At 38.7% G+C, this 24,693-nt stretch carries 26 protein-coding genes and 1 rRNA gene; 17 read left to right on the top strand and 10 right to left on the bottom strand.

Going from position 1 to position 24,693, the window contains the following annotated elements; translation table 11 throughout:
• A 16S ribosomal RNA gene (locus ABLB96_RS00005) occupies window positions 1-1,115 on the bottom strand.
• A 542-nt stretch (window positions 1,116-1,657) separates the two neighbouring features.
• On the opposite strand from ABLB96_RS00005, the gene ABLB96_RS00010 reads away from it, so the two are divergent.
• Genes ABLB96_RS00010 through ABLB96_RS00020 form a run of 3 tightly spaced genes read left to right on the top strand, consistent with a single transcriptional unit; the run spans window position 1,658 to window position 3,884 of the window.
• On the top strand, window positions 1,658-2,161 hold the full coding sequence (locus tag ABLB96_RS00010; protein ID WP_309455035.1) for a YfiR family protein: 504 nt from the start codon (window positions 1,658-1,660) through the stop codon (window positions 2,159-2,161).
• A 5-nt stretch (window positions 2,162-2,166) separates the two neighbouring features.
• Window positions 2,167-3,390, top strand: a complete 1,224-nt coding sequence (locus tag ABLB96_RS00015) for a diguanylate cyclase (RefSeq protein ID WP_348898473.1) — start codon at window positions 2,167-2,169, stop codon at window positions 3,388-3,390.
• A gap of 14 nt (window positions 3,391-3,404) precedes the next feature.
• Entirely contained in the window at window positions 3,405-3,884 is a 480-nt protein-coding gene (locus tag ABLB96_RS00020) for an OmpA family protein (protein WP_004796325.1), read from the top strand.
• A 47-nt stretch (window positions 3,885-3,931) separates the two neighbouring features.
• Here the strand turns inward: ABLB96_RS00020 and ABLB96_RS00025 are convergent, their stop codons facing one another.
• The gene (locus ABLB96_RS00025; RefSeq protein ID WP_348898474.1) at window positions 3,932-4,942 is read right to left on the bottom strand and encodes a metallophosphoesterase; all 1,011 of its coding nucleotides are present in this window, start codon (window positions 4,940-4,942) and stop codon (window positions 3,932-3,934) included.
• Window positions 4,943-5,048: 106 nt separating this feature from the next.
• On the opposite strand from ABLB96_RS00025, the gene ABLB96_RS00030 reads away from it, so the two are divergent.
• Window positions 5,049-6,674 (top strand): phospholipase D family protein, encoded by a 1,626-nt coding sequence (locus ABLB96_RS00030; RefSeq protein WP_348898475.1) that lies wholly within the window; start codon window positions 5,049-5,051, stop codon window positions 6,672-6,674.
• Here ABLB96_RS00030 and ABLB96_RS00035 read toward each other — a convergent pair whose 3' ends face one another.
• Complete coding sequence (locus ABLB96_RS00035) at window positions 6,675-7,484, bottom strand: lysophospholipid acyltransferase family protein (RefSeq protein WP_348898476.1); 810 nt, start codon at window positions 7,482-7,484, stop codon at window positions 6,675-6,677.
• A 203-nt stretch (window positions 7,485-7,687) separates the two neighbouring features.
• On the opposite strand from ABLB96_RS00035, the gene hflX reads away from it, so the two are divergent.
• The 4 genes from hflX (at window position 7,688) to ABLB96_RS00055 (ending at window position 10,652) form a co-directional block, all read left to right on the top strand.
• Entirely contained in the window at window positions 7,688-9,022 is a 1,335-nt protein-coding gene (gene hflX / locus ABLB96_RS00040) for a ribosome rescue GTPase HflX (protein ID WP_348898477.1), read from the top strand.
• Between the two features lie 42 nt (window positions 9,023-9,064).
• A complete protein-coding gene (locus ABLB96_RS00045) occupies window positions 9,065-9,436 on the top strand; it encodes a hypothetical protein (RefSeq protein ID WP_002048719.1) in 372 nt (123 codons plus the stop codon).
• 10 nt (window positions 9,437-9,446) lie between these two features.
• Window positions 9,447-10,124, top strand: a complete 678-nt coding sequence (locus tag ABLB96_RS00050) for an LrgB family protein (RefSeq protein ID WP_348898478.1) — start codon at window positions 9,447-9,449, stop codon at window positions 10,122-10,124.
• A gap of 84 nt (window positions 10,125-10,208) precedes the next feature.
• Complete coding sequence (locus ABLB96_RS00055; protein ID WP_348898479.1) at window positions 10,209-10,652, top strand: DUF2147 domain-containing protein; 444 nt, start codon at window positions 10,209-10,211, stop codon at window positions 10,650-10,652.
• A gap of 37 nt (window positions 10,653-10,689) precedes the next feature.
• Here the strand turns inward: ABLB96_RS00055 and ABLB96_RS00060 are convergent, their stop codons facing one another.
• From ABLB96_RS00060 to pdxA, 3 genes are read right to left on the bottom strand one after another with little or no spacing between them, the layout of a single operon-like run.
• The gene (locus ABLB96_RS00060) at window positions 10,690-11,529 is read right to left on the bottom strand and encodes a symmetrical bis(5'-nucleosyl)-tetraphosphatase (RefSeq protein WP_348898480.1); all 840 of its coding nucleotides are present in this window, start codon (window positions 11,527-11,529) and stop codon (window positions 10,690-10,692) included.
• Complete coding sequence (rsmA, locus tag ABLB96_RS00065; RefSeq protein WP_309454229.1) at window positions 11,530-12,342, bottom strand: 16S rRNA (adenine(1518)-N(6)/adenine(1519)-N(6))-dimethyltransferase RsmA; 813 nt, start codon at window positions 12,340-12,342, stop codon at window positions 11,530-11,532. It abuts the gene before it with no gap.
• Window positions 12,343-12,365: 23 nt separating this feature from the next.
• Window positions 12,366-13,349 (bottom strand): 4-hydroxythreonine-4-phosphate dehydrogenase PdxA, encoded by a 984-nt coding sequence (gene pdxA / locus ABLB96_RS00070; protein ID WP_348898481.1) that lies wholly within the window; start codon window positions 13,347-13,349, stop codon window positions 12,366-12,368.
• 173 nt (window positions 13,350-13,522) lie between these two features.
• Between pdxA and rplM the strand changes: the two genes are divergently transcribed.
• The 9 genes from rplM (at window position 13,523) to ABLB96_RS00115 (ending at window position 19,021) form a co-directional block, all read left to right on the top strand.
• On the top strand, window positions 13,523-13,951 hold the full coding sequence (gene rplM / locus ABLB96_RS00075) for a 50S ribosomal protein L13 (protein ID WP_002117832.1): 429 nt from the start codon (window positions 13,523-13,525) through the stop codon (window positions 13,949-13,951).
• Window positions 13,952-13,963: 12 nt separating this feature from the next.
• Complete coding sequence (rpsI, locus tag ABLB96_RS00080) at window positions 13,964-14,350, top strand: 30S ribosomal protein S9 (protein ID WP_174729024.1); 387 nt, start codon at window positions 13,964-13,966, stop codon at window positions 14,348-14,350.
• A 174-nt stretch (window positions 14,351-14,524) separates the two neighbouring features.
• A complete protein-coding gene (locus ABLB96_RS00085) occupies window positions 14,525-15,178 on the top strand; it encodes a glutathione S-transferase N-terminal domain-containing protein (RefSeq protein WP_348898482.1) in 654 nt (217 codons plus the stop codon).
• Between the two features lie 6 nt (window positions 15,179-15,184).
• Window positions 15,185-15,613 (top strand): ClpXP protease specificity-enhancing factor, encoded by a 429-nt coding sequence (locus tag ABLB96_RS00090; protein ID WP_348898483.1) that lies wholly within the window; start codon window positions 15,185-15,187, stop codon window positions 15,611-15,613.
• 17 nt (window positions 15,614-15,630) lie between these two features.
• Window positions 15,631-16,287, top strand: a complete 657-nt coding sequence (locus tag ABLB96_RS00095) for a hypothetical protein (RefSeq protein WP_348898484.1) — start codon at window positions 15,631-15,633, stop codon at window positions 16,285-16,287.
• A gap of 341 nt (window positions 16,288-16,628) precedes the next feature.
• Complete coding sequence (locus tag ABLB96_RS00100) at window positions 16,629-16,988, top strand: hypothetical protein (RefSeq protein WP_017387724.1); 360 nt, start codon at window positions 16,629-16,631, stop codon at window positions 16,986-16,988.
• 86 nt (window positions 16,989-17,074) lie between these two features.
• The gene (locus ABLB96_RS00105) at window positions 17,075-18,040 is read left to right on the top strand and encodes a hypothetical protein (RefSeq protein WP_348898472.1); all 966 of its coding nucleotides are present in this window, start codon (window positions 17,075-17,077) and stop codon (window positions 18,038-18,040) included.
• Window positions 18,041-18,048: 8 nt separating this feature from the next.
• Complete coding sequence (locus ABLB96_RS00110; protein WP_348898471.1) at window positions 18,049-18,609, top strand: ATP/GTP-binding protein; 561 nt, start codon at window positions 18,049-18,051, stop codon at window positions 18,607-18,609.
• On the top strand, window positions 18,602-19,021 hold the full coding sequence (locus tag ABLB96_RS00115) for a roadblock/LC7 domain-containing protein (protein ID WP_348898470.1): 420 nt from the start codon (window positions 18,602-18,604) through the stop codon (window positions 19,019-19,021). The genes ABLB96_RS00110 and ABLB96_RS00115 overlap by 8 nt, the downstream gene beginning before the upstream one ends.
• A 49-nt stretch (window positions 19,022-19,070) precedes the next feature.
• Here the strand turns inward: ABLB96_RS00115 and ABLB96_RS00120 are convergent, their stop codons facing one another.
• Genes ABLB96_RS00120 through ABLB96_RS00135 form a run of 4 tightly spaced genes read right to left on the bottom strand, consistent with a single transcriptional unit; the run spans window position 19,071 to window position 24,690 of the window.
• Complete coding sequence (locus tag ABLB96_RS00120) at window positions 19,071-21,011, bottom strand: acetyl/propionyl/methylcrotonyl-CoA carboxylase subunit alpha (protein ID WP_348898469.1); 1,941 nt, start codon at window positions 21,009-21,011, stop codon at window positions 19,071-19,073.
• A 21-nt stretch (window positions 21,012-21,032) separates the two neighbouring features.
• Complete coding sequence (locus ABLB96_RS00125) at window positions 21,033-21,866, bottom strand: enoyl-CoA hydratase-related protein (protein ID WP_348898468.1); 834 nt, start codon at window positions 21,864-21,866, stop codon at window positions 21,033-21,035.
• A gap of 10 nt (window positions 21,867-21,876) precedes the next feature.
• Window positions 21,877-23,034 carry an acyl-CoA dehydrogenase family protein gene (locus tag ABLB96_RS00130; protein ID WP_348898467.1) on the bottom strand — a complete coding sequence of 386 codons (1,158 nt, stop codon included), beginning with the start codon at window positions 23,032-23,034 and terminating at the stop codon, window positions 21,877-21,879.
• A gap of 42 nt (window positions 23,035-23,076) precedes the next feature.
• The gene (locus ABLB96_RS00135) at window positions 23,077-24,690 is read right to left on the bottom strand and encodes a carboxyl transferase domain-containing protein (protein WP_348898466.1); all 1,614 of its coding nucleotides are present in this window, start codon (window positions 24,688-24,690) and stop codon (window positions 23,077-23,079) included.
• Window positions 24,691-24,693: the final 3 nt, after the last annotated feature.

Below are 24,693 nucleotides of genomic sequence, written 5' to 3' on the forward strand. Positions count from 1 at the left end.
AGGAAAAGGGTTGCGCTCGTTGCGGGACTTAACCCAACATCTCACGACACGAGCTGACGACAGCCATGCAGCACCTGTATGTAAGTTCCCGAAGGCACCAATCCATCTCTGGAAAGTTCTTACTATGTCAAGGCCAGGTAAGGTTCTTCGCGTTGCATCGAATTAAACCACATGCTCCACCGCTTGTGCGGGCCCCCGTCAATTCATTTGAGTTTTAGTCTTGCGACCGTACTCCCCAGGCGGTCTACTTATCGCGTTAGCTGCGCCACTAAAGCCTCAAAGGCCCCAACGGCTAGTAGACATCGTTTACGGCATGGACTACCAGGGTATCTAATCCTGTTTGCTCCCCATGCTTTCGCACCTCAGCGTCAGTGTTAGGCCAGATGGCTGCCTTCGCCATCGGTATTCCTCCAGATCTCTACGCATTTCACCGCTACACCTGGAATTCTACCATCCTCTCCCACACTCTAGCTAACCAGTATCGAATGCAATTCCCAAGTTAAGCTCGGGGATTTCACATTTGACTTAATTAGCCGCCTACGCGCGCTTTACGCCCAGTAAATCCGATTAACGCTTGCACCCTCTGTATTACCGCGGCTGCTGGCACAGAGTTAGCCGGTGCTTATTCTGCGAGTAACGTCCACTATCTCTAGGTATTAACTAAAGTAGCCTCCTCCTCGCTTAAAGTGCTTTACAACCATAAGGCCTTCTTCACACACGCGGCATGGCTGGATCAGGGTTCCCCCATTGTCCAATATTCCCCACTGCTGCCTCCCGTAGGAGTCTGGGCCGTGTCTCAGTCCCAGTGTGGCGGATCATCCTCTCAGACCCGCTACAGATCGTCGCCTTGGTAGGCCTTTACCCCACCAACTAGCTAATCCGACTTAGGCTCATCTATTAGCGCAAGGTCCGAAGATCCCCTGCTTTCTCCCGTAGGACGTATGCGGTATTAGCATCCCTTTCGAGATGTTGTCCCCCACTAATAGGCAGATTCCTAAGCATTACTCACCCGTCCGCCGCTAGGTTAGGTAGCAAGCTACCTTTCCCCGCTCGACTTGCATGTGTTAAGCCTGCCGCCAGCGTTCAATCTGAGCCATGATCAAACTCTTCAGTTAAAATCATTTTGTACCTTATTTAAAGACAAGGTACCAATTCTGGCTCATCAATTACTGACTTAAATTCGCTCAAATAAACTTCGAGTAATTTAAACCAATCAATCAATGAAAATTATTTCGATTAATCAATCAGTAAAAATCCACACAAGTTGTTCTTCAATTCTCTTAATGATCTTCTTCCTGGTTCGTCACCAGCAAGCTAGGTCGGCTATATTACTCTTAATCTCTTAAAAGTCAACAGGTAATTTCGATATTTTTTAAAACTTATTTTCTAAACCTTCTCATCATCAAATTCATCACTTAACGCAACCAACTCAATCACAAGTAACTGTTTTTCAACAAGTTTCTATCTGCATCACCGCCGATGGATGTGCATTATAGACCATTAATTTCCACTTGCAACCCCTTTTTCACCACCTTTGTATCAAGTGGGCGTTTTTTAGGCTTTTTAATAGAAATTAGATGAGATATTAAACTTTTTTTAGTTAATCAACTTCATGTAGAATAGATTATTCGTGCAATTGATTTGGCATTAACTCACCATGTGGCACTCTGCTAAGAAGGTATTATTCTGCATACTTGTAGTGTTTGCTACGAGCGGGCCTTCTTATGCCAACTCAAAACATAACTTCTATGTGCTGACTTTATCTATTTTAAGTTATAGCAAATGGGAGAATGTAAGCACCCCTACTCTTTGTGTAATTGATAATCCCTCAATTACTTCTACATTCCAGTCTTATATTCAACAATTATCTTATAATTATCGTGTGCAAACGGTTAATGCTAAAGATTTCTCTAAGTCGCATTGCCAAGCAGTTTATTTCTCTACTACCTCACCCCAACAACAACAGACTCTAATTCAAAACTATCCATATCGTTCTTTACTTTCTTTGAGCATTAATAATCCTGAATGTGAAACCGGTAGTATCTTTTGTCTATATGACCAAAATAATTACACTACTTTTAAAGTTAACTTAGACGCATTAAGTCATTCCAAGGTCCATATTGATCCAAGGGTATTACTCTTGGCCAAGAATGCGGAGTAAGGGCCATGATATCTAAGTTGTATCAGTCCACTTCACTACATGCTCTTTTTAGAAAATCTCAATTCACTATTTTTGCTATTACTTTTTTTATCTGCTCTTTTACGTTTGTATCAATTTCCGTTTTTACTATGGAAACTTATGCAAAACAAAATTTGCAATTACTCAGCCACACCTTACTTGAACGTATCCAACCTGCTGTCGTGTTTAATGACAAGATCACGATAGAACAAATTTTAAATGAATATACAAATGATCATTCGATTCGAGCGATTCATATTTATGATTCTGAACATCATTTAATTGCTCAAAGTTTTAAATTGTCGAGTCAGACTTCTATTTTAGAAGGCTGGTTTGATCATTGGTTTCTCAATGAACCTGTTCATTTAAATATTTATCATCATCAACAAAATGTAGGTGAGTTAACTCTTTTTGGTAGTTCAGAAAAAATATTGCAATTCTTAAAAATGATTATGGTTGGTCTTGCGATTGCCATGTTATTTATTGTTTGTGCGTTATGGTGGTCAGTGAATTTGACTTATCGTCAGATCATGCAAGCAATTTATCCACTTACAAATATTGCCCAAATCGTAAGTGAACAAAAAGCTTATAATCTTCGTTTTCCATATAATCGAATTAAAGAGTTTCAAGATTTAAATACGGTCTTTAATGAGCTTCTTGAAGAAATTCAGATTTGGGATAATCAGCTTCAAAAAGAAAATCGTAAATTATCATTTCAAGCTCATCACGATCAGCTTACCCTTTTACCAAATAGACATTATTTTTATCAAATCTTATTAGACATGTTTGAAGATAAAGATTTTGATAACAAGTCTGCCCTCTTGTTTATAGATAACAATAACTTCAAATCAATTAATGACCAGTTCGGACATTTGGCTGGTGATGAAGTTTTAAAAGAAATGGCTAAAAGGTTACAAACACGCTTAAGACATCGAGATTTTATTGCTCGTTTAGGGGGTGATGAATTTGCGGTTATTTTGCATTCCATTACGCATGCCGATCATTTAATATCTATTGCTGAAAATTTACTCGAAAGCTGTAAAGAACCTTTGCATCTAAATGATCAAACAATTTATTTCAGTTTTAGTGTAGGGATTGCTTTATCCCAATTTGCGTCTAGTCCAGAAGATTTTATTATGCAAGCAGATCAAGCAATGTATAAAGCTAAGACTTCTGAGCAACATTGGTTTATTTATAAACCAGAGAATTAAATTTAGGCTAATCTATGAATACAAGATCTTTGAAACTCTCTTTTATTGCATTGCTGTGCATTACTCTTGCAGGCTGCTTGAGTTTTGGTCCTTTGAAATATCGTCAAGTAAAATTGCTCAAAAAAGAAGGTTTTGTTCTTACTGATGAGGGATGGACTTTAGGTTTACCAGAACGTTTGTTGTTTGACTTTAATAATGCAGAGTTAAAACAAAGTCATGAAGCCGAATTAGTTCGTCTAGCAAATCAATTGAACAAATATGATCTGAATAAATTGAAAATTGTTGGTCACACTGATGATGTTGGCGACGCTGCATATAACCAGAAGTTATCTGAAGAGCGCGCACAAAGTGTGGCAAATCTTTTCTTAGCTCGCGGATTTAAAAAAGAAAATATCTATGTAATTGGTCGTGGTTCAACGCAACCTTATGTTCCAAATACAACGAATGAAAATCGTGCGATTAACCGACGTGTTGCCATTGTCGTTATTCCATAACTTCAGTTCATATAAAAAAGCCAATCTTTATGATTGGCTTTTTTGTTTTATAAAAGCTCAATAATATCAATGGTAGGTGGTACACGGAATCTTAGGGGAATTCCAACCATACCTGTTCCTACAGTAACAAATACATCCGCATGCTCATGCGAGTAAAAGCCACGCTTATGACCTAAAATTGATACTTTTTTCATAATATAGTTAGTCACCCAAGGAAGTTCGACCTGCCCTCCGTGGGTATGCCCAGATAACATTAAAGGACGATTAGGTAATTGGGGCACCATATCTACAGTATCTGGATTGTGGGAAAGAATTAGCCAAGGTTTATCTTGGGGTAAATCTGGCATTGACCGCATATCGGTTTTTCCAGCCCAAAGATCACCAATGCCAATTAAGCGAAACTCATCAAATTCAACAACTTTCCCTTCAATATCCATAACTTCATTGTAGTGAAGTGCATCTTTTAATAATTGTTGGATAGGAGGCCCTGGATATTGTTCGTCGTGATTCCCAGGAACAGAATATACAGGAGCCTGAATATCTTTGAGCACAGCCAGTTCTTGCACTAATTTATCTTCTGGCTCATAAGTCCAGTCCCCTGCCACAACCACTAAGTCTGGTTGTTGCTCATTAAGTTTTTTTACAATGATTTTGAGTTGGCGCTCGTGACCTGAAAATAAACCTATATGTAAATCAGCAATTAAGGCAACTTTTACAGGTTTATTAAAACGGCGGTCTGAATTTAAACGATATTGATGAACATCAACACGTACTAAATGTGGCTCTATAAAGCGTGCGTAAATTAAAATACCGCTTAAGAAAAAGATAAAAATAGTTTGATGAATTGAGTAATAACCCATCCAGCCTGCGTATAGATTAAAGAACCAGAGTGGAATAAGAAGATAAGATAGATAAAAAGCAAGTAAATGAACAAAAGCTTTAAATGGATGGATAGTTTCGGTACGCGACTGATGAGTCCAAGCTTCAGCAATTCCCCAGAGAGCAAGTATTGAAAAAATAAAGTAAAAACAAAAGAGGATTGAATTTGGGTTCCACATTACGACTCTCGACTTATCTTATATTGATTGCTAGTAATCAAATTCAATATTTATCTTTCAATATGCACGAACTATACTCTAGCTCACGTTATCGTATGTATTGATTATGGCACAAACCTTTCATTCCAAACAGCTTCAAACGCATCAACAGGCTAAAGGCTTTTTGATTAAAGCTTCTATAGTCGTATGTTCAAGTTTTGCTGTGACTTTGACAGGTTGTAGTACTCTACCGAAACATAGTGTTGAACCCGTTCAGTACGCACGAGATATTGATACCTCTCAGACTTCGCTTGCAAAAATTATTACGCCTTTACGTGAGCAAAATCCGGGATTAACAGGTTATCACGTTTTAAATGACCCATTAGAGGCACTTGCAGCCCGTTTAAGACTCATTGATAAAGCCGAAAAGACTTTAGATTTACAGTATTACATTTGGGATAATGACAAAATTGGCGCTTTGGCCTTGCATGCCATTATTCGTGCTGCTGACCGCGGCGTTAAAGTTCGTTTATTGATTGATGACAATAATGCTAAAAAAATGGAAGGGGTATTACTTGCCCTTTCTCAGCATAAAAATATTGAAGTTAAATTATTCAACCCTTACCGTTTTCGCCAATACCGTGCGATGGATATGATTTTAGATTTAAAGCGTATCAATCGTCGTATGCATAATAAGAGTTTTATTGCCGATAATCAGGTTGCGCTTATTGGCGGTCGTAACATGACAAATCAGTATTATAACGTCAGTGACAGTTATCAATTTTCTGATGTTGATGTCATGTTAGTTGGTGCTGCCGTTGATGACATCGTGAATTCTTTTGATGACTACTGGAATCATGATTATGCATATTCGGTTCAAAGTATTGTAAGTGCTCAATACCATCGTTTGCGCTATGAAAGTTTAAAAGAACAACTCGATGCGCATTATCAACAAGCCACTGTTCAAAACTTTCTAGACTTAACTTCTAGATCGCACGCTTTTGATAAGTGGCTAGACCATAATATCCAATTTGATTGGGTAAAAGCAGAAGTTGTGAAAGACTCACCCGATAAGATTAGATCAAAAGCAAAGAAAGAAGATCACTTAAATTTCCAATTAATTAATCACTTGGAAAAGCCAGAAAGTAATGTTGACTTGATTTCTGCTTATTTCATTCCAGAAAAGCAAGGTGCTAAAATTTTAAGTAGTCTTGCAAAAGAAGGCGTAGAAGTTCGAGTTTTAACAAATTCATTTAAAGCAAATGACGTGGCTGTTGTGCATGCTTTTTATGGTCGATATCGTAAAGAGCTTTTGAAAAACGGCGTTCAACTTTATGAGTTTTTGCCTACCCCAGATAAACGTAATTTAAATAAAAACACCGATGAGTTGGCAACTAAAGCAAAAGTAAATATGAAAGGCTTAAGCCGTTCAAGTTTACACACTAAACTTATGGCTTTAGATGAACAGGTTTTTATTGGATCATTCAATTTTGATCCACGCTCAGCCTACTTAAATACTGAAATTGGTGTAATTTTAGATAGCCCATCGCTAGCGAAAACAATTCACCATACGATGGATGAAAATTTAAATAAATATGCCTATAAATTAAAGCTCGATCCAAACAATAATATTTATTGGCAACAAGAAACGCCAAAAGGTCCTGTAATTTATAAAAAAGAGCCAGCAATGAAATGGTGGCAAAAGGCAGGCATGAAATTTCTTTCATGGCTGCCACTCGAAGGTTTTATGTAATTAGCTTCTTGGCTTAAGTACTTTTTGATGTAATTGAGCCAAACCTTCTACCATTTTTTCTTGGACTTCTTGAGTCAGACTTTTTACATCATGTCCTTCTACCGAGATAGGAGGTAATGTCAATAAATGAGCAGTTACTTTCGGCATTTCTAGGACACGCTGAATATGCTCAGCAAATGACATCTCACCAATAAATGGTGCAACGGTATCTAATTCGCCATGACGATTTACATAACAGATTAAACACACCTGTACAGGACGCCCTGCTTCAATAGCAGCTCCAAGTAAGCGACCATGTACTTTCTTAACAGAATGACCATCTGTCGTAGTCGCTTCAGGAAAGAATAAAACTGGAATATTTTGTTTTAAAAATTTGGTAATTTGCTCTCGAATTTTAATAGAGTCACCTGACCCACGTTTAATAAATAAAGTACCACCACCTTTCGCCAAGTTACCAAGAATAGGCCAACTTTCTATCTCGGCTTTAGCTAAAAAGAAAACTCGTGCACCTGAACCCAAAACTGCAATATCAAGCCAAGAGATATGATTACTTACCCATAAAGCAGGCTCTCTAGGGATTGTGCCATGTACTTGAACCTCTAGGTTAAAGACTTGACACAAACGGCGGCAGAAATATTGGACATAGCGTGTATTAACAGGATTATTTGGGTCTTTATAAAGCCCATGACGATAAACTAAGTAAAAACCTTCACTGATTGCCGCAGTTGCTGAAGTAACTTTTTTCCCGTACAAACCTATTTTTGAAAATTTCTTTAATGTTGAATTCACTATACTTTGCGTTTGAGCCATAAAATTTCACTAACGATCAATCATTGTTATACCCATCTTTGAGCCATTCTATACGTTTCAGAATAAACTTGCATCGCTATGCTCTACCATAAAAGCAAATAAAATGAGCTATGGTTAATCTAAAGGATAAGAGTAAACCCTTTCCCCTTTTGCTTAAGTTTCATCTAGAATAAAGTTTTACCCTTTTCAGGATTTATAGCCACGTGGAATATGTTGATCGGCATCAAGGCGGTGAACGCACAATATTGGTGAGTGTTTCTGTACAACTACTAGATGATCTGGATGCCGAAGAGTTTGCTCTACTTGCACAGTCTGCTGGTGCAGATATTCTTGAACATATTAAAGTGCAGCGTAATAAACCTAATCCCAAATTTTTTATTGGTTCAGGGAAAGTTGAAGAAATTGCAGAACAAGTTGAAAGCCTAGAAGCAAGTCTGGTTATTTTTGATCATGCTTTATCACCAGCCCAAGAACGTAATTTGGAAAGAATATTAAAATGTCGAGTCATTGACCGTACAGGTTTAATTCTAGATATTTTCGCGCTTCGTGCCCGTACACATGAAGGTAAATTACAAGTCGAACTTGCCCAGCTTAAACATTTATCGACTCGTTTGATTCGCGGTTGGTCTGCTGACTTTGAGCAGCAAAAAGGCGGTATTGGTTTACGTGGCCCTGGTGAAACCCAACTGGAAACAGACCGTCGTCTTATTCGTGTTCGTATTACTCAATTAAAAGATAAGTTAGAGAAAGTTCATCAAACGCGTATACAAGGACGAGCAGCGAGACAAAAAGCATCGATCCCAACCGTATCATTAGTGGGTTATACCAACGCCGGTAAATCTACTTTATTTAATATTTTAGCCAAAAGTGATGTTTATGCAGCTGACCAGCTGTTTGCAACACTTGACCCAACCTTACGTCGTTTAGAATGGGATGGAATTGGTACTGTTGTTCTAGCAGATACCGTAGGATTCGTACGAAACCTGCAACATGATTTGGTCGAGTCGTTTAAAGCAACCTTAGAAGAAACGCTGGAAGCTACCTTGCTATTACATGTAATCGATAGCAGTAGTCATGACATGCTTGATCAAATTGAAGCTGTTGAAGGCGTATTAAAAGAAATTGGCGCAGATGCACCTGTTCTACGTGTTTACAACAAAATTGATCTAAGTGGTGAAGAAGCCAAAATTGTTTACTCACAGCCTCACGTTCCTGACCGTGTATATGTATCAGCACATTCCGGATTAGGTTTAGATTTACTACGCCAAGCAGTACAAGAATGCTTAATGGGACAAATTCAACAGTTCTCATTAATTCTTAAACCGGCTTATGGCAAATTGCGTACTCAGCTTTACGCTTTAAATGTTATCGAGTCTGAACATTATGATGATGAAGGACTCTTACATATCGATATACGGATTGCTCCTCACAAGCTTGAGCAGTTAATTCGCCAAGCCAAACTACCTATAGACGAGATATTAGGTGAACGCGCGAGTCAGTTTAAACGACCACTAGAAGAGTTTGAAATCAAGGACTAGATCAGTTAAAACTCGATAAGTAAACTTTTAGAGATAAAAAATATGGATAAGATCAAAAGTATAGACTGGGCAGCATGGGTAGGAACTTTTCTACTTATTATTGGTTTCCGTGAAGGTTCAGTCGTCGTCATGCGTGCTTTTGGTCATCCAGAATTGGGAAATCTGGTGGGTTTAATCAGTTTACTCATCATATTACTCATTTGGCGTAAGTTTAAAAAAATCCCATTAAGATTAGTCGATACTAACAATAAAATCATGAAAGAAAGTGGTTTTGCTTTTTTACCCATTTGTGCAGGTTCTCTCATTATGCTGGTGCATATGGGTAAAGAAATTCCATTATTCTTGTTCGTATTGGTGGTGAGTACCCTTATACCCTTATGGGTCTATGCAAAAATGGCTAAACATTGGTTATAAGGAGAATAAAATGTTTATGATTTTATATGGATTTTTGATCACTCTCGTTGGCTATCTTTGTGCAAAACCTTTAAATCGCCGCTTTCCTCAAGTCCCTCTTTTAGTATTTGGCATGTTTATCGTCATTGGTTTACTTTCAATCTTGAAAGTTCCTTATCAAGAATACCGCCTTTACGTAAATGATTTATTTAGCCACTTATTAGGATATGTCACAGTCGCTTTAGCTATTCCATTGGCTGCAATGCGTTATGACGACCTTCCTCTTAAATCGGTGGTTGGAATATTGTGCTTTGCAAGTATTAGTGCAGTTGCTTTACCTATGGGACTCGCTTATTTACTACATATGTCTGAACCCACAATCTTGGCTTTTGCTACACGTGCTGTAACCACGCCTATCGCTTTAAACATTGCAACTTTACTACATGCACCAGAAACATTAGTTACTCTGATTGTGATTTTGTCTGGTGTTATTGGTGCAGCATTTTCACCATTTTTACTCAAACATATTCATGATGAACGAGCATCAGGACTAGCCCTAGGTTTAGCGGCTCACGCAATTGGTACTGCTCAAGCTTGGCAACGCGGGCCTGTAGCAGGTCGTTATGCTGCTTTTGGTATGGCATTAAATGGTGTATTTACAGCAATATGGCTACCGACTTTCATGCTATCGTTTGGAATTATTCCTTGAGTAAAAAGTGGCTTAAATAAACATTGAACCAATTCACAATTAGAAATAATATAGGTTTTTCAAATCTAAATGGATTTTTTGATTATGGGGAAATTTTTTGTTGGGGCTTTGCTCTTATTGGGAATAAACACAGCTACTTTTGCAGCTGATATTACCGGTCTTTGGCAAACAATTGATGATAAAACAGGTGCCCCTAAGGCTCATGTAGAAATACGAAAAGAGGCAAATGGTACTTATGCAGGAAAAGTTGTAAAAATTACACCTCGTCCAGGTTATACACCCAAAGAAATTTGTGATAACTGCCCAGCGCCTTATACCAATAAACATATTGTAGGTTTAGATATTGCGACTGGTTTAAAACAAGTTGATAGTACAACCTATACTGGGGGTAAAATTCTAGATCCGAACACGGGTAAACTTTATGGTTTAAAAGCCAAACTTAGTGCAAATGGTAAACGTCTACACATGCGTGGTTACCTTGGAGTTTCAGCTTTGGGACGTAATCAAATCTGGATTCGTTTAGAATAATTTAAAAATAAAAAAGCCGCGTATGCGGCTTTTTTTATTACATGACGGGGTTAACTACTGAAAAAGCTTGCTGATTTTCAAGTCGATAAGCAATTAAGTTTTTCCCCCATACACACCCACCATCAACATTTTGAATATGATCACTAATCGTTCTGCCTTCTAGAGCAGCCCAATGTCCAAAAAATACTTGATGTGTTTGTGCAGCTTTACTTGGGAATTCAAACCAAGGTAAATAACCTTCTGGCATTGGTGCATCTAAAGTATCTTTAAAACTAAATTCTAAAGTTCCTTGTGCATTGGTTAAACGCATACGTGTTAAGTAATTGGTAATACAGCGTAAACGGTCATTACCAGTCAAATCATCTGACCAAAGATCTGGTTTTGAACCATACATTTCTGCTAAAAACGCGTCTAATACAGACAAGTCATCGTGTGCTAATACTGCTTCAACTTCTTTTGCTAACGCAGCGGTTTTGTGAGCATCCCAAATACAAGGAATACCTGCATGAGTCAGCACAGTTTGTTCATTTGGAAATAAACATAATGGCTGCTTACGTAACCAGTCGATGAGTTCATCACCATCCACAGCATCAATAACATCCTGCGTGTGATCTTTTTCTTTAATTTCTTTAAGACCACGAGCACAAGCGATGAGCGTTAAATCATGATTACCTAATACTGTTGCCGCGGCACCACGATCAGCTAACTTTTTAATAAAACGTAAAGCGCCCACAGAGTTTTCTCCACGGGCAACTAAATCACCAGCAAACCAAATAAAATCTTGATCAGGATCAAAGCGTATTTCTTTCAGTAGTGCCTTAAGTGCTTCAAAACAACCTTGCACGTCTCCAATCACATAATTATAACGCTTGGTCATTTATGCCACCATTTGATCTGCCAAAGCCACAAATGCAGCAAGACTTAAAGTTTCTGGACGAGCCATTGGGTCGACACCTGCTTTCTCGAAACCATCATCTGCCAACATCCCTTTAAGACTATTTCTTAGTGTTTTACGGCGTTGGGTAAATACGTGTGCAACTAAACGGGCAAGTGCTTTCTCATCTTTCGCGACAATTGGTTTTTGTTCGTAAGGAACCAAACGGAATACCGCACTTGTTACTTTCGGTGGTGGATTAAATGCACCTGCCGGCACTTCAAATAAAAAGGTAGGTTGGCAATAATACTGAATCATTACCGATAAACGCCCATATTCTTTTGTATTTGGTTCAGCAGTAATACGATCCACTACTTCTTTTTGCAACATGAAATGCATGTCTTTTACTTGGCTACCAAATTCCAAGAGATGAAAAAGTAACGGCGTAGAAATGTTATAAGGCAAATTACCCACTACACGTAATGGGCGACCATCTTTTATAAGTTGGCTAAAGTCATATTTTAATGCATCAGCTTCTACGATCGTTAAACGTTCTGGATGTGGTACACGCTCTGGTAAACCTGCTGCTAAGTCACGGTCTAACTCGACTACTGTTAAAGCATCACACTCCCCAATCAAAGGAGAGGTTAAAGCAGCTAAGCCCGGACCAATTTCAACAACATTATCGCCTGGACGCGGATTTACAGAGCGTACAATTTTGGCAATGACTCGTTGATCATGTAAGAAGTTTTGACCAAAACGTTTACGAGCTTTATGCCCTTCATCTTTCGGGTTTAGGGCATTAATTTGATACATAGAACATTTCCAACATGAAAAATTTAACTCGCTGCCAACGATAAAGCCAAATCGACAGCGACATTTAAACTTGAGCTTTTTGCCAAGCCTGTCCCAGCTAAAGACAGAGCAGTACCATGATCGACTGAAGTTCGAATAAATGGTAAGCCCAATGTGATATTAATTGCTTCACCAAAACCCTGTGATTTTAGCACAGGTAAGCCTTGATCATGGTACATGGCAAGTACGGCGTCAGCATTTTTAAGATGATCAGGAGTAAATAAAGTATCTGCCGGCAAACTTAGACTTAATTTAACACCTTGGAATCGATAACTCTCGAGCACTGGATTAATGGTGTCAATCTCTTCACGACCTAAGTAACCATCTTCACCCGCATGAGGATTTAAACCACAAACCAAAACCCGTGGTTCTGTAATTTTAAACTTAGTTTTTAGGTCATGAAGTAAGATATCAATAACCTGATGCAACCGTTCTTTGGTAATTGCATCAGCAACATCTCTTAAAGGTAAATGTGTAGTTGCTAAGGCAACCCGCAAGGTCTTAGTTGCAAGCATCATCACAACGCGCTTAACACCTGCAAACTCTTGATAGTATTCAGTGTGTCCACTAAATAAAATTCCAGCATCATTAATGACCGATTTTTGCACGGGCGCAGTAGCAACCCCTACACTTTTACCAGACATTGCGTACTCAGCTGAACGACGCAGTTGTTCTAATACATAAGCTGAGTTAGCTGGATTTAATTGACCATCAACAACTGCAGACGCTAATGGCACATGCTCTATATAAAGTTCATTTAGAGATGATGATTCAGTCTGTCCAACATATTCTATAAACTGAATATCCAGCCCAAGTTTTTGGGCACGTTGTTTCAATAAATTTCGGTCAGCTAAGACAACAATAGGACGTTCATCAACGCGTTTAGCCAAGCTCAAACAAATATCTGGACCAATACCAGCCGGCTCACCAGAAGTGACATATAAAGGCAGCACAATCACTCCAGACACATAACAAAGATTAGTTTTATTTTAACATATCTGACATTCATCAGTTTATGGATTAAATTATCTAGCTTAAAATGGATTTTTCTTGTGGCTTTGAGCAAACTCGTTTAGAATGCTCGCTCCTTTTGTTTGGACAGATTCCATAGTCCAAACCAACTATAATAGGTAGTGGTTTAATGAAAACTCTCAGCGCTAAGCCAGCTGAAGTTCAACATGACTGGTATGTTGTTGATGCTTCTGGCAAAACTTTAGGTCGCCTTGCGACTGAAATCGCTCGTCGTTTACGCGGTAAGCACAAAACTTCTTATACTCCTCACGTTGACACTGGCGATTACATCGTTGTGATTAATGCTGAACAAGTTCAAGTGACTGGTAAAAAATCACTTGATAAGAAATATTATCGCCATACTGGTTTCCCTGGTGGTATCCGTGAGACTAACTTCGAGAAGTTAATTGCTCACAAACCTGAAGCTGTTCTTGAAAAAGCAGTTAAGGGCATGTTACCAAAAGGTCCTCTTGGTTATGCAATGATCAAAAAAATGAAAGTGTACGCTGGTACTGAGCATCCGCATGCTGCTCAACAGCCACAAGTTTTGGACATCTAAGGGATACAGCACATGGCTACTAATTATGGTACAGGTCGCCGTAAGACCGCAACTGCACGTGTTTTCTTGTCATCTGGTACAGGTAAACTCGTTATTAACAACCGTACTTTAGAGCAATATTTCGGTCGTGAAACTGCTCGTATGGTTGTTCGTCAACCTTTAGAACTTTTAGAAGTTACTGAAAAGTTTGACCTTTACATCACTGTTAAAGGTGGTGGTATTGGTGGTCAAGCTGGCGCGATCCGTCACGGTATTACTCGTGCGCTTATCGCTGCTGACGAAACTTTAAAACCTGTTCTACGTCAAGCTGGTTTCGTTACTCGTGATGCTCGTGAAGTTGAACGTAAGAAACTTGGTTTACGTAAAGCTCGTAAACGTCCTCAATTCTCTAAACGTTAATTCGTTTATCGAGTTGGACAAAAAGCCTTGGATTTTTCCAAGGCTTTTTTATTATGAAAATAGAACTACAAACTGCAAACTTATAAATATAAACAAACTATCTCTTTAGAACCGTGATTTCCTAGAGCATTTTTAGTATCCTAATCGATTCACTCAACCACGTCGTCTTGTGATATGTCGGTCGAAAACACCTCTATTCAGGGGATTACCCTTTACAGTCATGCTGATGATTTCCGTTCTCACTGGATTCGTTTCTTATTAGCAGAAAAACAAATTAAATATCAATTGATCGTAACTGATCACGAAGATGAGGATTTAGCAAGTCTAAACCCCTATAACCAATTGCCAATGCTAGTTGAGCAAAACCTTAAATTATTTTCGGCGCCGATTATTGCTGAATATCTCGATGATCGATATCGTCAGAATAAACTCTATGCCGATGCTCCTATGACACGTGCAGAGCAACGCCAATATATTTGGCGTCTTGAAAATGACTGGTTCAAGTTAGCTGATCATATGCTCAAACATGCCGATACTTTAAATGTAGAACAAAAACTAAAAGCACAAAAAGAATTACGTGATACCTTAATTTCACTTACCCCCTTATTTCAGCATTTCCCTTATTTTATGTCTGAAAATTTTTCAATTTTGGATTGTATGCTTGCCCCAATTTTTGTGAGGCTGAATAGCATGGGAATTGATTTACCAAAGCAGCAGTGTCGGCCTATATTTTTGTACTGTAAACGTATCTTTAGCCGCCCTTCTTTTGTTAAATCAATGACGCCCCAAGAGAAAACCCGTTACAATGAACAATTAAATATGGAATAGTGTGATATGTCTGAGCAAACTATTGAATTAACCCCTACACGTCCTTATCTTGCTCGCGCAATCTATGAATGGATTTGCGATAACCAGCTCACACCTTATTTATTAGTTGATGCAACACAGCCGCATACTGAAGTACCTCAACAATTTGTGAAAGATGGTCAGATTGTTTTAAATATTGTGCCACATGCTGTACATCAGTTACTTATTAGTAATGATGCTATTACTTTTTCAGCACGTTTTGGCGGTGTATCTAAAGATATTTACGTCCCTATTCAGGCAGTTTTAGGGATGTATGCACGCGAAAATGGCCAAGGTTTATTCTTTGATCCAGAAGAATATGCAAATGTAGTACCTGCTCAAGAGACGGTAGAGTCAGAAGCACAAGAACCAACTGAACCAACCAAGAAAAAGCCAACACTAAGAATTTTAGATTAATTTTAGAGGAATAAAGTATGGCATTTGATTTAGTCCAATACTTTGCTGAGCAAATAAAAATTCAAAAGCCTCAGCTTTTAAATCAATATCCAGCCAATGAAAAAAATAAGCTGATTGATGAAGTAAATGTGCTCACCCTTGGCAAGCTCATTAGTTTATGGCGCCAAAATGACAATAAAATTTATCATGAGATCAAGACTGCTGATCCATTATACATTCAAGAAGTTGCTCGCCATCTGACTACGTCTAAGCACAATCAGTCAGTGTTAAAAAATGCTGAGCTTGAACAAAGTATCTCTGAAATCCTAACATTACAGTTAACAGAGCTTAATCAACTTGATGAAACTGGTGGTTTTGGCCAAAACGGCTTAAAAGAATTAATTTTGGGACAAGTGGAACATTTATCAGGACAAGCTGATGATTGGGTTTGGTCAACAAACCATCTAACAGAATTAATTGGTTCTAAACCTGTTGAGCAAGAAGAGCTATCATTGGACGCAACAATGAAGGAGTTCAATCAAATGGTTCACCAAGCCCAACCACATCATGATGATTTACATGTTGAAGAACAACCGATCGAGACTTTTATTCCTACATGGTCAAAAGTTATTGCTCCATTAGTCGCTTTAGCAATTTTAGGTTATCTCTATTGTTTTTATACACATTTAGTTTAATTTTATAATGCATATTAAAAAGAGGAAACACTTGTTCCTCTTTTTTTTATTTAAATAAGTATAATTTATTATTCAATATTATTTTAACATTCTATTACAATTATTTTATTTAAGATAAAAATTATATTATGTAAACCTGAGCACATTATTAAAAGTATAATGCAAAAATACTCTTATAATATTTTTTATAGACTGACATTTTTGGTCAGTTATTTACCTAAACAACAATTTTAATCTTCACTCGATTTATTGACTTCAACTTAAGCAGAAATATAATGATTTTTAACTACTTTTAAGGAAAAAGTAGTAACTATAATTTTATAATCATGAGAGATAAAAAAATGGCTAAACTTTCTTTAGATAGCTTAACTGAAATTGATGGTTTTATTGCATCTGCACTTGTTGACTCAGAAAGTGGATTATCACTTGCAACACAAGGTGGTGGGGAAATTGATTTAGAATTAGCAGCAGCTGGAAATACAGAGGTTGTTCGAGCAAAGCGAAATATCGCTAATGCTTTGAAATTAAATGATAATATTGAAGATATTTTAATTACCTTAGGTAAGGCTTATCACCTAATTCGCCCTTTAGAAAGTAATAATAATTTATTCCTTTACTTGGTTCTTGATCGCACTAAATCAAATCTGGCTATGGCTCGTCATGAGTTAAAGTCATTTGAAAAAGAACTCGATTTTAGTTAATTGGTATATTTTATGCTCTTTATATATATTATAAAGAGCATATAAAAAATCATTATTATTATTTAATAAAAATTTAAAATGATACTATGGATAGGCATTGTATAAATATTGCAGTTTCTGGTTTAAGCTTAAAAACTTCAGATGAATTAAAAATTGTAATTCGAAATTTAACACCTAATCAGTATGGTATTAACTGGGTTAATATTTCTAGCGATCAAATTGATTTATTACTCATTAATGAAAACTTTTTTGATGCAGATAATATTCAAAATATTCTTCAGAAGAAAAAAATTCCTTATTTAAAAATTACGAAAACACCTTCAAATAATGGAAATGCCATTCATGAACATACTTTACACTTTCCTTTAGAAAAATCTGAACTTTTACTTGCTTGGCTACAAACGAACTTATTATCTTCTTTAAAATCTGCTGGTCTTAGTACATCTCCAGCTTTGCTCAATGAAAGAGCACTCATAGATGAACAATTTATAAGAAATTTGCATAGCCCAGAACATACCAAATTACATCTATTTGATGATAAAGGTACTCTCGCTATTATTGATAACAGAACTCAAGTTGCCTGGTTAGAACCTTCTCGTCAAAAACCACAGACCAATATGAGTTTTAATTTTGCTTTTGCTAAAACTTCAGATTTTATTAAAGTTTCTCGAAAAAAAGATTATTACTTACAAGACTGGTTATGGAATCTCATCTGGGCTTCAAAAGATTTTGAAAATTTAGCTTCAGTTGATGGATATTTCAAAATTGATCATTGGCCACAGCCCTATCAACAAGAGTCTAGAAAAGTTAGCCTTCAGCTCGCAGCCTGTTTTATACAAGGAGCAAAAGTTACTGACGTTGCTAAACAGCTCAACCAACCTATTGACGTTGTTTTACGCTTTATTACGGCCTGTTTAATAGCTAATAACGGTCAATACGTTACTGCAAATAAATGTTCTTACTCACCCAAGCTTCATTCAGAAAGCTCAAATACAGAAAATCATTTTTTTAAAAATTTTATAGGGAAGATTAGACGCCGTTTTGGTCTTTAAGGAACGTTATGATTATACAGCAATATAAAATTGTCTTTGCAGGCAGTATGGGGGCTGGAAAAACAGAAGCAATTAAATCGCTTTCTGAAATCCCAATTTTGGCAACAGAAGCATTTAACACAGATGTACAAAGCCACCAAAAATCGCAAACTACTGTTGGGATTGATTACGGTGAAATCACGCTAGATGACGGTATTAAAATTGGACTATACGGAACGCCCGGACAAAGTCGTTTTGATTTTATCTGGTCGGTTATTTGTGAGGGTGCGATCGGTATTATCCTACTCTTAGACCACAACAGTTCCAATCCAGTTGCCGAGTTAGAACGCTATCTGGACACCTTTAAAAACTATAATGATAATATTGCAATTGGTATTACGCATGTAGATGAAAATAAAGAATCTTCCCTTCACCAATATCGTAATTGGTTAACAGTCAATGAACTTCAACATCCGCTGTTTTTTATTGATGCAAGAGAACAAGAACAAGTTTTAATGATGGTTGAATCATTAATTGCATCACTTGAAGTCAAGATAGGCGTAGCATCGCAGGGGAATGATCATGCTTAGTATTCCAGTTCAAAAACGAACCGCACCAACACAACTCCTACAACTGGCAAAAAGTGAAGCTCATAATATTCTAATGAATACACGTGGTGTAGATTTTGTGATGATCTGTTCTTCAGACGGTTTCGAATTGGCAACTGTAAGTCATAAGAACTACCACAACACGACAAAGTTAGCGGCCGTGAGTAGTTCAATTTTGGCCATGGTGACTGCATTTTTAAAAGAGATTCAACTCACTGGCTGTAATAACATCACATTAGATGCAGATAATGGTAAAGCCATTTTGACGGCTATTCCGGCTATGCATCATCCCATGGTGATGGTCACATTAAGTAATAAAGAGGTGCTTTTAGGGCAACTACTTTATAGCTTGAAAAAAGCAAGTCAGGTCATTGCTGAAGCAGATGGAGAATAACCCATCTCTTCTAGCCAAAAAATACCGCGATCTATCGCGGTATTTTTTATTAAATCTGGATGGTAAATAACATTTGTCGCTTTTTTACCTGTTGGCCTTGCTGTCCTAAAACATCATCGACCACCCCATCGACATCAGATTTAATCTGTTGCTGAATTTTCATGGCCTCCAGTACTAATAAGGTTTGCCCCTTGACCACCTGATCACCTTTATTAACCAAGATATTCACTACAGCGCCATCCATCGGAGCACGAATTTTGCCATCACCCGCCACATCAGCTATTTCTGGGGCAGCATAAGTTACGTTGCGAATTGCAACATTGCCATTATCTCGGTCTAAATAAAGCTGATCACCATTTAATACATATTGAACACGGCGCCGCACACCATCAACTAAATAAATCAATTGCTCTGCTGTTTTATCAAGAACTTTAATACAAATAGTTTGATCGCAGAGTTGCACCGTATACTTGTTATTTACAGATGAAAGCTGTACTTGGATGTATTGATCATCATATTTAAGCTTTAATGGTAAAGGTACACCAAGCCCTGTTTGCCATGGCACAGCAGCATGAGTTTGACTAAATAATGCCGCAGCAATCGCTAAGGTTTCTAAAGATAGAGCTTGCTTATGCAGACTGCTATCGTTTTGGAAATGCTGCTGAATAAATGCTGTATTGGTATCTCCTGCTACAACAATGGGATGACGCAGTAAATTCACTAAAAACTGTTTATTGCTGTTTACACCTAGTAGAACACAATCATCCACTGCACGAGCAAGTAAGCGAATCGCATCTTCACGGGTTTTACCGTACGCAATAACTTTCGCAACCATGGGATCATAAAAAGGGCTAACTTGATCAGTTGCTAACATACCGTGGTCTATACGCACATTTGGTAAAGTTGAAGGCTGCCAACAAAGAACTTGACCTGTTTGTGGTAAGAAATTCTGACGTGGATCTTCTGCATACAAACGCACTTCAATTGCATGCCCACTTAAGCTCAACTCATGTTGCAGCAAAGGCAATTGCTCACCATTAGCCACACGTAACTGCCATTCAACCAAATCTAACCCTGTAATTAACTCAGTGACAGGATGCTCAACCTGCAAACGGGTATTCATTTCTAAAAAATAAAATGCACCCGATGCATCAAGTAAAAACTCAACCGTACCTGCCCCCACATAAGCACATGCTTTCGCTGCAGCTACAGCCGCCTCTCCCATTTGCTGACGCAATTCAGGCGTCATAACTGGACACGGTGCCTCTTCAACAACCTTTTGGTGACGGCGCTGGATCGAACAATCACGCTCAAATAAATAGACATAATTGCCATGAGTATCACCAAAAATCTGAATTTCGACATGACGCGGAGCGATAACTGCTTTTTCTAAAATGAGCTCGCCAGAACCAAAAGCATTTTCAGCTTCCGAACGTGCAGTTTGTAAAGCTTCAATTAACTCAGGGGAGTGCTCCACTAAACGCATGCCACGGCCACCACCACCCGCAGAAGCTTTTACCATAATGGGCAAACCAATTTGCTCGGCTTGTGTTGCTAAATATTCAAGGTCTTGACGATCACCTTCATAGCCTGGCACACAAGGCACATCTGCTTCAATCATGGCAATTTTTGAAAGCCGTTTACTTCCCATAAGTTCAATTGCTGAGGCTGTGGGACCAATAAATGTAATCTGGTTGTCGATACAGGCCTGAGCAAAATCGGTATTTTCGGATAAAAAACCATAACCAGGATGAATGGCATCTGCACCTGTTTTTTTACAGGCCTCTATTATTTTAGTAATAGAAAGATAAGACTCAGATACCTTAGATGCTCCAATATAAACAGCTTCATCTGCCTCTTGCACATGGCCTGCATTACGGTCAGCATCGGAATAAACTGCGACAGTTTGATAACCCATTGCTTTAGCTGTTTGTATGACTCGAACTGCAATTTCACCACGATTGGCAATCAATACTTTTGAAAATTTCATTGTTTTTTATCCTTATTTTTATTAATCAATAGCCCAATTCGGCAAACGTTTTTGGATAAAAGCTATCGTTCCTTCTTGTCCTTCGGCGCCGCCCACTGCTTGAGCAAACTGCTGTGCAGCATCATCTAGTAAACCACTCAAAGGCTCATTGAATGTTCGATGTAGTAGTGCTTTAGTCACACGTGAAGCTTCGGGCGCAGCACGTTTAATGTGTTGAATGGTTTCTTGTAAAGCTTGCTCAAGTTCCATTTCATTATATGCAATCTGATGTACAACACCGAGGCTAAGCGCCATCTGTCCATCAAAACGCATGCCGAGTAAAGCAAGTCGACGTGCCTGAGTCAGACCAATACGTTTCACCACAAAAGGAGCAATTTGCGCAGGAATCACACCAAGTCCAGTTTCAGGTAAACCAAACTGAGTATTGTCACGGCTGATGGCAACATCGGAAACACATGCTAGACCAAAACCTCCACCTAACACCGCACCTTCCAAAATCACCACAACTGTCTGTGGGGCAATTTCAACTTGCTCAAGCATGGCACCAAAACGACGATTAAAATCAGCATAAGGTTGTAGACTACCGACATGAGTTGCTTCAACACGTAAAGCAGCCATATCTTTAATGTCACCACCTGCACAAAAAGTCCCGCCTTCACCACGGATAATGACTGCACGAATTGAAAGATCATCTCGAATGGCGGTAAAGACTTGTTGAATCGCCTTAACCATATTCAAGTTCATGGCATTACGGCTCTCTGGCCGATTTAACCAAAGGTATAAAATATAGCCGTCTTGTTCTAATTGAATGCTGTCATCAAGATCTAAAGCTTGTAGAGATGCTAAAAGTGTCATGGCGTATTCCTTATTTTTGCTTTTTTGGCAAGATATCCATCAACTTACATATAATCCCCAACATAATCTCATCTGCTCCTCCGCCAATAGAACCTAAACGACCATCACGATATAACTGTGATGCAGGGTTATCCCACATAAAGCCGTTACCACCCCAGTATTGCAGACAACTATCGGCAACTTCACGAGTTAAGCGTCCAGCTTTAAGTTTTGCCATAGATGCCAGCTTGGTCACATCTTCACCAGCAATATGCTGTTCACACGCTTGATAAGTCAGCGCTTTAAGTGCTTCCACTTCGGTCATGAGTTCAGCAAAACGGAAATGAATATACTGATTATTGATGAGCGGCTGACCAAAAGTGGTTCGTTCTTTGGTATAGGCAATCGTCTTCTGGATTAAATTTTCTAACCCACCAATTGCATTAGCACAAGCCCATAGGCGTTCTTCCTGAAATTGCATCATCTGCATCATAAAGCCCATGCCTTCAACACCCACCAAGTTACGCTGCGGTACACGTACATCATCGAAATAAACTTGTGCAGTAGTGGTTGAACGCATCCCTAATTTATTAAGTGGCTCTGAAAAACTAATCCCTTTAGTTTTTGCGGGCACAATAATCATCGACTTATTAACGTGTGGTTTATCATCAGACGTATTGGCTAAAAGACAAAAGAAGTCGGCCTGCAATGAGTTAGTAATCCACATTTTGCTGCCATTAATAACGTAGTCATCACCATCTTTTTTAGCAGTCGTTTTAATGGCTGCCACGTCTGAGCCAGCATGTACTTCAGATACCGCAATTGATGCTACATATTCACCAGCAATCGCGGGTGTTAAAAACTCATCACGTAACTCTTTACGACCAAAACGTGCCAAAGCGGGTGTAGCCATATCGGTTTGCACACCAATCGCCAAAGGCACCCCACCACAAGCCGCATATCCAATTTCTTCTGCAACCACAAGGTTATAAGAATAATCTAACGCTAAACCGCCATTTTCTTCTGGCTTACAAATTCCCAATAAACCAAGATCTCCCATTTTTTTAAATACATCGTGGATTGGAAAACGTCCCGCAGCTTCCCATTCTGGAATATGTGGATTCAGCTCATTTTCAACAAATTGACGAGCTGTACGGCGCAGTGCTTCATGTTCGGCAGTAAATTTCATTGTGTTATTCCTATTAATTTTTTTAATTGCGGTGAATGTTGATTAAAAACGAGATACACCAAAACGGGTCGAATTCAACTCTCTTTGCTGAGCTTCATAAATGGTTTGTAAAAGGAAAATTAATAATTTTCGGGTATCTCTCGGGTCAATAATACCGTCGTCATGTAACATGGCCGTATTAAAAAGCGCGGTAGACTGCTGCTCCAATTTCATAGCCGTACTTTGCTCAAGAAAATCGAGCATTTGCGGATTGGGCTCCTGACCTGAAGCTTTTTGCTTTCCTTCAGCCACAATGCGTAGTACCTTTCCAGCTTGCGCGGCTCCCATTACAGCAACGTGTGAATTTGGCCAAGCAAAAATAAAGTCTGGTGATAGACTTCGACCACACATAGCGTAGTTGCCAGCGCCATACGACCCTGCCACAACGATTGAAATTTTAGGTACAGAACAATTGGCAACCGCTTGAATCAGTTTTGAGCCATGCTTAATAATGCCATTTTGCTCGGCATCGGTTCCCACCATAAAACCTGTGGTGTTATGCAAGAACAATAATGGACGTTTGGTCTGCTCACACAGATGTATAAACTGAGCTGCTTTCGCTGCCCCTTGAGGCGTAATCGGACCATTATTGGTAATAATGCCAATATGCAAACCACCAATTTTTGCCCAGCCACATACTGTTAAATCATCATATTCCTGTTTAAATTCTAGAAAATCTGAATCATCAATAATACGAGCAACCACCTCTTTCATATTGAATGGCTGTTTAGGATCACTTGGAATGACACCTAACAATTCCTCAGTATCATAACGAGGTTCTTTATAGGCGATATCAACTGATTTGACTTGCTCTTTCCAGTTCAGGTGTTCAAAAATTTCACGTGCAATTCGAATACCATCAGCATCATTTTCGGCTAAATACTCTGCGGTTCCTGCAATTTGCGTATGCATCTCTGCTCCGCCTAATTCTTCAGCTGTTGCTACTTCGCCAGTAGCTGCCAAAAGTAAAGGTGGGCCTGCAAGCAACATCTCGGTTTGCTTACGCACAGCAATGACATAATCAGAAAGACCAGGTTGATAAGCACCACCCGCCGTTGCATTACCATGTACCACTGCAAGCTGCGGAATACCTGCTGCAGATAGACGAGCCTGATTGGCAAAGGTCATGCCGCCATAAGTAAATACTTCAGCAGCATAATTTAAGTTGGCTCCGCCACTTTCGGTCAGCGTAATCAGCGGAAGCTTTTGTTCCAATGCAATTTTTTGTAGGCGTAAGGTTTTTTGTACTCCCATTGGTGACATGGTTCCACCTTTAATTGCGCTATTGCTTGCAGAGACTAGACAACGCACACCACTGACAAAACCAATGCCAGCAATCACGCCGCCACCCGCTTCCGAGCCATCTTTATCATCATGCATGTTGTAGCCAACCAAGCCACATAGCTCAACAAAAGGAGAATCAGCATCAAGTAACAACCGCACCCGCTCATGCGGCAAGATTTTGCCTTTTTTATCGAATTTTGGTTTAGCAGCATACGATTTATCAATGCTTTTTTGTTGTATGGCACGAACCTCTTTTAGCTGAGTAAGGAGTGCCTCTTTATTTTTTTGATACTGCTCACTGCCTACTGCAATCTCTGATGGAAGAATTGTCATCGT

The organism is Acinetobacter sp. XH1741 (genome assembly GCF_041021895.1).
GTDB lineage: Bacteria > Pseudomonadota > Gammaproteobacteria > Pseudomonadales > Moraxellaceae > Acinetobacter.